The organism is Geodermatophilus sp. SYSU D00703, assembly GCF_054050155.1.
Map to the genome: position 1 here is coordinate 1 of NZ_JBJGYU010000066.1, position 6322 is coordinate 6322.

Sequence of the window (6322 nt, forward strand, 5' to 3'; positions counted from 1 at the left end):
TGTCGGTCTGGGGGCCGCCGGTTGTTAAGAGCACCACCGAGGGCGGGGCCCCCTGGGCCTCGGCCAGCCGCGCGCGGGACTGCGCGGCGGCGCGCCGCGCGGCGCGGCCGCTGGCGTGCAGCGAGGAGGCGTTGCCCACGCGGCTCAGCTGCTCGGTCATCGCAGCGAGCACCTCGGGCAGCACCGGCGTGGTCGCCGCGTGGTCGAGGTACGTCATGACGCAGCAAGCGTAGACGCGGGGGCGGCGGCGCCCTCCCCGGCGGGGGCGGCCGCCCGCGGGGCGACGACCGCGCCGACGACGGCCAACCCGGTGAGGACCGCCGCGGCGACGACCACGGTGCCCGCGAGCGGCAGCAGCGCCGCGGTGGCCGCGGCGACGAGCACGCCGACCAGCCCGACGCAGAGGGCCGACCCGGTGACGTCGGCGATCTGGAAGGCCGCCGAGTCCGCGCCCCGGCGGTGCTCCGGTGACTGCGCGAGCAGCAGCACGCCCACGCTCGGCATGCCCAGCCCCATGCCGAGCCCCGCCACCGCCCACGTCAGGTAGACCGGCCACCCGCCCAGCCCCGGGACGGCGACCAGCGCGCTGGCGCCGACGCCCACGGCCAGCAGCGCGAAGCCCGCCCGCAGCAGCCGCGCCCGGGACGCCGCGGGGCGGCGCCCCTGCAGGTGGGACGCGGTCGCCCAGCCGACCGCGCCGGCGGTCAGCGGGAGGCCGGCGGCGGTGGGGCTGAAGCCGTGCAGCTGCGTCAGGGACAGGGGCAGCAGCACGTCCATGCCGAAGAACGCCCCGGCCAGCAGCCCGCGGGCACCGACGACGGCGGGCAGCCCGGCCCGCGCGCGCACCACCCCGGTGGGCAGCAGCCGCCGCAGCCCGAGGGCGAGCGCGACCAGGCCGCCGCCGGCCAGCGCTACCGCGGCGAGGTCCAGCCGCTGGCCGGCGAGCTGCAGCGCGCCGATCCCGACCCCGGCGAGCGCCGCCCACGCCGCGCGGGCACGCCCGCGGGGAGCCCCGGACGCCGTCGGCGCGGCGAGGTCGCGCAGCGCCGGCAGCACCAGCAGCACGCTGACCGTGACCAGCGGCAGCAGGCCGAGGAACACCCAGCGCCAACTGGCGTGCGTGGTGACCAGCCCGGCGACCAGCGGCCCCACCAGGGCCGGGAGCACCCAGGCCGCGGAGATCGCACCGAACAGGCGGGGCCGCAGCGAGGCCTCGTACGCCTGCCCCGCGACGACGTAGAGCGAGACCGCGATCAGCCCACCACCGAGTCCCTGCACCGCCCGGGCAGCCACCAGCAGCGCCATCGTCCCGGCCAGGCCCGCGGCCAGGAGCCCGGCGCCGAACACCGCGACGCCGGCACCGAGCGCCGTCCGGGGGCCCCGCCGGTCGCCGAGGTCGCCGCCCACGACCATCCCGACGACCGAGGCCACCAGGTAGGCGCTGAAGGGCCAGCCGTACCAGGCCAGCCCGTCGAGGTCGGCGACCACCGTCGGCATCGCCGTCCCGACGGCCATCGCCTCGAACGCGACGAGGGTGACCAGCAGGAGCAGCCCCGACGTCGGCAGCCGGTGCCGACGGTCGAACAGCCCCGCCCCGCGTGCCACCACGTCCACCTCTCCGCCAACCGTCCCCAGCGGCGACGGCTTCCCGCTCCGGACACGCGTCGGGCGCCGACCCCGGAGAGGGGTCGGCGCCCGATCGATGGCCCCCTGCAGGGGCCCGCCGCGGGCGTGCGAGCGGAGGGGGCAGGGGGTCCTTTATCTGCGGGCGGTGATCAGCTCGGTGGCCTGCGGGACGACGGTGTTGAGGTCGCCCACGACGCCGAAGTCGGCCAGCTCGAAGATCGGCGCCTCGGGGTCCTTGTTGACCGCGACGATCGTCTTGCTCGTCTGCATGCCGGCCCGGTGCTGGATCGCCCCGGAGATGCCCACCGCGATGTACAGCTGCGGGCTGACCGTCTTGCCGGTCTGCCCCACCTGGAAGGTGTGCGGGTAGAAGCCGGAGTCCACCGCCGCCCGGGAGGCGCCGACCGCCGCGCCGAGGGAGTCGGCCAGGGCCTCGATGATGGAGAAGTTCTCCGCCGAGGCCACCCCGCGGCCGCCGGAGACGACGATCGCGGCCTCGGTCAGCTCCGGGCGCGCGGACTTCTGCTCCACCACCCGGTCCACCACCCGCACCGCCCTGGCGGCGTCGGACAGGGCGACCTCCACCGTCTCCTCGGCCGCGGCGGCCGGAGCCGGGGTGGGGGTGACCGAGTTGCCGCGCACGGTGTAGATCGGCGTGCCGGTGGTGACCCGGGAGTGCACGATCGTCGCGCCGGCGAACGCGACCTGCGTCGCGGTGCCGTCCGCGGCGATCTCGGTGACGTCGGTGAGCAGGCCGCTGTTGGTCTTGACCGCCAGCCGGGCGGCGACTTCCTTGCCCTCCTGCGAGGACGGGATGACCACCGCGGCCGGGGACCGCTCGGCGACCAGAGCCGCGAGCACCTCGGCCTTCGGCGCGACGAGGAACTCGTCGACCTCCGCCGACTCGGCGACGTACACCTTCGCCGCGCCGTACTCGGCCAGCTGCGCCTGCGCGGCGGCCGCCGAGCCCGGGGCGCCGACGACGGCGGCGGAGGGCTCGCCGAGTGCGCGGGCGGCGGTCAGCGCCTCCAGGGTGGTCTTGCGGACGCCGTCACCGGCGGGGGTGAGCTCGACGAGGACCAGGACCTCAGCCATGGGGGATGCCTCTCCTTCGATTCGGTCCGGGTCAGACGATCTTCTGGGCGGCCAGGAAGTCGACCAGCTGCTGCGCGCCGTCGCCCTCGTCGGTGACCTTCACCCCGGCGCCCTTGGGCGGCCGGCCGGCGAAGTCCAGCACCCGGCTGGTCGCACTCGCCAAGCCCACGGTGGAGGCGTCGATGCCCAGGTCGGCCAGCGTCTTCTTCTCCACCGGCTTCTTCTTCGCGGCCATGATCCCCTTGAACGAGGGGTAGCGCGGCTCGTTGATCGTGTCCCAGCAGGACACGATCGCCGGCAGCGGCGCCTCCAGCGCCCAGTACCCGCCGTCGGTCTGCCGCTCCACCTTGGCCACCCCGCCCTCGACGGTCAGCGCCCGGGCACCGGACAGCTGCGGGATGCCCAGCCGCTCGGCCAGCAGCGCCGGCATCACCGCCATCTGCCCGTCGGTGGACTCCGCACCGCACAGCACGATGTCGAACGACAGCTGGGACAGCGCCGCGGCGAGCACCGCCGAGGTCTGCACCGCGCACGAGCCGTGGATCGCGTCGTCGGCCACGTGCACGGCCCTGTCCGCGCCCATCGACAGCGCCTTGCGGATCGCGTCGGCGGCCGAGTCCGGCCCGACGGTCAGGATCGTCACCTCGCCGCCGTGGGCCTCCTTGAGCTTGAGCGCCTCCTCGATGGCGTACTCGTCGATCTCGTTGACGACGTTGTCCGCGCTCCCCCGGGCCACGGTGTTGTCCGCCGGGTCCAGGGAGCGCTCGCTCCCGGAGTCGGGGACCTGCTTGACCAGAACGACGATGTCCATCGTCAGACCCACCTCCGCGCTGGGGTCGGTGTAGCGGGTCGGCGCCCGCCTGCTCGATAGTGGAGGTTACCGCCGGGTAACGGACCGGCCCGGCCGGGCTGGGGTGACCCCCGTCACGTCGGTCGGCAGGGTCACGGGACGGGCTCCGCGGGCGCGACGAGGACCGGCCGCGAGGCGGGCGTCACGGTCACCGCGGTGCCCGGCACCAGGTCGGCGCTCGCGGCGCTGACGACGTCCACCGCCACCTCGACGTCGCCGGGCAGGGCGACCGCGAGCCGGGTGACCGCCCCCGAGAAGGTGCGGGTGACCACCCGGCCGGCGCCGCCCGGTTCGGCGGTGACGGTGAGCGACTCGGGCCGGACGAGGGCGACCAGCGGGCCGTCCGGGGGCACCGGCCCGGCGACGGGACGGCGGACGCCGAGCAGCGCCACCTCGCGGCCGGCCCGCTCCGCGGGCAGCCGGTTCATCGTGCCGACGAACTCCGCGACGAAGGCCGTCGCCGGGCGGTCGTAGAGCTCGTCGGGCGAGGCGACCTGCTCCAGCCGGCCCTGGCGCAGCACCCCGACCCGGTCGGCGACCGACAGCGCCTCGGCCTGGTCGTGGGTGACGAAGACGGTGGTGATGCCCAGCTCCAGCTGGATCCGCCGGATCTCCTCCCGCAGCTGCACGCGGACCTGGGCGTCGAGCGCCGAGAGCGGCTCGTCGAGGAGCAGCACCTGGGGGGCGACAGCGAGGGCGCGGGCCAGGGCGACGCGCTGCTGCTGGCCGCCGGAGAGCTGGTGGGGGTAGTGGCCGCCGCGGTCGGCCAGCCCGACCAGCTCGAGCAGCTCGGCCGCCCGCCGGCGCTGCTCGGCCCGGCCCCGGCGGCGCACGCGCAGCCCGAACGCCACGTTGTCGGCGACGGTGAGGTTGGGGAACAGGCTGTAGGCCTGGAACACCATGCCCATGTCCCGCTTGCTGGCCGGGACGTCGGTGACGTCCCGCCCGTCGAGCAGCACCCGTCCGGCGTCGGGCCGCTCGAACCCGGCGATGGCCCGCAGCGCCGTCGTCTTGCCGCAGCCGGACGGGCCGAGCAGGGCGAGCAGCTCGCCCCCGGCGATGTCGAGGTCGAGCCCGTCGAGGGCCAGCACCGAGCCGTAGCGGCGGGTGACGCCGGCCAGGCGGACGGCCACCCCCGGGCGCTCGCGCAGGTCTGCCGGGGCGGCGGCCACCCGGGCCGCGGGAACGGGTGTGGTGGTCATGCGGTCCCCCTCCCCGCCCGGCGGCGGTCGAGCGCGGAGATGAGCAGGAGCAGCGCCCAGGTGATCGCCAGGGAGAGCACCGAGACGGCCACCGACAGCTGTGGCCGCGACCCGGAGATCTCGAGGATCCAGGTCGGGAAGGTCCGGAAGCCGAGGATCTGGGCGATGGTGAACTCCCCCAGCACCAGGGCCAGGGTCAGGAACGAGGCGGTGAGCACCGAGGTCCGCAGCACCGGCAGCACCACCGAGACCAGGACCCGCGGCCAGGACGCCCCGAGGTTGCGCGCGGCCTCGGTCAGGGTGCGCAGGTCGGTGCCGCGCAGGCCGGCGTCCAGCGCCCGGTAGACGAACGGCAGCGCCAGGACGACGTAGGCGAGGACCAGGATCCACGGCAGTTCGGGGCGCTGGAGGGCGAAGAACGCCTCGGCCAGCGGGGTGCCGAAGAAGTGGTCAGGAGCCCAGGCCAGCACGCTGCGCACGCCGACGACCAGCGCGATCGGCGGCAGCACGAGCGGCAGCAGGGTGAGCAGCTCCACCGTCGTCCGCAGCCGGGGCAGGCGCAGCTCGACCAGGACGACCGTCGGCACCATGAGCAGCAGCGACAGCAGCACCGTGAGGACGGCGATGGTCAGCGAGCGCCCCAGCGTCTCGGCGAACCCCTCCGCCGTCGGGATGCTCGTGTAGTTCTCCGCCGTCAGGCCGCCCGCGCCGCGGTCGCGGACGGTGAACCAGACCGACGCCGCGATCGGCACCAGGAAGTACAGGCCGGCGAGCACCAGCACCGCCCAGCGCCACGTCCCCGCCCCGCGCCGGGCGGCCCGGACCGGCGTCTCCGGCGCGACACCGCCCGCGCCGGTCACCGTCGACAGGGCGCTCACGACAGCCACCGCTGGGTGCGCCGCTGCACCCACGCGTAGAAGGCCATGACCAGGCCGATGAGCACGACCATGCCCAGGGCCAGGGCCTTGCCGAGGTTCTCCGACCCGACGACGACGTTGCTCGACAGCGCGTCGGCGATCTGCAGGGTGACCAGCGGAATGCTGCTGCCCACGAGCGCGCGGGCGGTGGCGTAGGCGGCGAACGCCGAGGCGAACAGCAGCATGGTGGCCCCGATGACCGGCGGGGCGAGCACCGGGCCGCCGACGTACCGCCAGTACTGCCAGCCGCTGGCGCCCAGGTTGTCCGCCGCCTCGCGCCACTGCGGGCGCAGCGCCTCCAGCGCCGGCGTGATCGTGAGGACCATCAGCGGCACGAGGAAGTAGAGGTAGACCAGCGCCAGCCCGGCCGTCGAGTACAGCGAGAAGCCCGACCACCCCAGGGTGTCGGTGAGCAGCGCGGTGACCACGCCGGCGTTGCCGATGGTGGCGATGAAGGCGAACGCCAGCGGGATGCCGCCGAAGTTGGCCAGCACCCCTGACGCGGTGAGCACCAGCCGGCGCAGCAACCGGCCGGGGGGGGGGGGGGGGGGGGGGCGGGGGGCGGCGGCCGCGCCGGCGCCGCCGCGGACGGCGCCCACCCCGGCCGGGGGGGGCGCCACCTGGAGGCTGCC

The 6322-nt window shown here is 75.8% G+C and carries 7 protein-coding genes; all 7 read right to left on the reverse strand.

Features of this window, described 5'->3' with window-relative positions; all coding sequences use genetic code 11:
- Positions 1-217: aminotransferase class V-fold PLP-dependent enzyme (locus ACI782_RS25940; RefSeq protein ID WP_456912998.1), on the reverse strand; the 217-nt coding region annotated here is incomplete at its 3' end.
- On the reverse strand, positions 214-1605 hold the full coding sequence (locus tag ACI782_RS25945; protein ID WP_456912999.1) for an MFS transporter: 1392 nt from the start codon (positions 1603-1605) through the stop codon (positions 214-216). The genes ACI782_RS25945 and ACI782_RS25940, both read right to left, overlap by 4 nt.
- A gap of 153 nt (positions 1606-1758) precedes the next feature.
- Entirely contained in the window at positions 1759-2721 is a 963-nt protein-coding gene (locus ACI782_RS25950) for an electron transfer flavoprotein subunit alpha/FixB family protein (protein ID WP_456913000.1), read from the reverse strand.
- A 31-nt stretch (positions 2722-2752) separates the two neighbouring features.
- Entirely contained in the window at positions 2753-3532 is a 780-nt protein-coding gene (locus ACI782_RS25955; RefSeq protein ID WP_456913001.1) for an electron transfer flavoprotein subunit beta/FixA family protein, read from the reverse strand.
- Between the two features lie 131 nt (positions 3533-3663).
- Positions 3664-4773, reverse strand: a complete 1110-nt coding sequence (locus tag ACI782_RS25960; protein ID WP_456913002.1) for an ABC transporter ATP-binding protein — start codon at positions 4771-4773, stop codon at positions 3664-3666.
- Positions 4770-5651, reverse strand: coding sequence for an ABC transporter permease subunit (locus ACI782_RS25965; protein ID WP_456913003.1), 882 nt, complete (start codon positions 5649-5651; stop codon positions 4770-4772). The genes ACI782_RS25960 and ACI782_RS25965 overlap by 4 nt, the downstream gene beginning before the upstream one ends.
- Positions 5648-6322 (reverse strand): ABC transporter permease (locus ACI782_RS25970; protein WP_456913004.1); only part of this gene is annotated, 675 nt, incomplete at its 5' end. The genes ACI782_RS25965 and ACI782_RS25970, both read right to left, overlap by 4 nt.

Bases quoted from the DNA above. Each gene is read 5' to 3' on its own strand.
- ACI782_RS25950 (WP_456913000.1), bottom strand. From the start codon at position 2,721: ATGGCTGAGGTCCTGGTCCTCGTCGAGCTCACCCCCGCCGGTGACGGC.
- ACI782_RS25960 (WP_456913002.1), bottom strand. From the start codon at position 4,773: ATGACCACCACACCCGTTCCCGCGGCCCGGGTGGCCGCCGCCCCGGCA.
- ACI782_RS25955 (WP_456913001.1), bottom strand. From the start codon at position 3,532: ATGGACATCGTCGTTCTGGTCAAGCAGGTCCCCGACTCCGGGAGCGAG.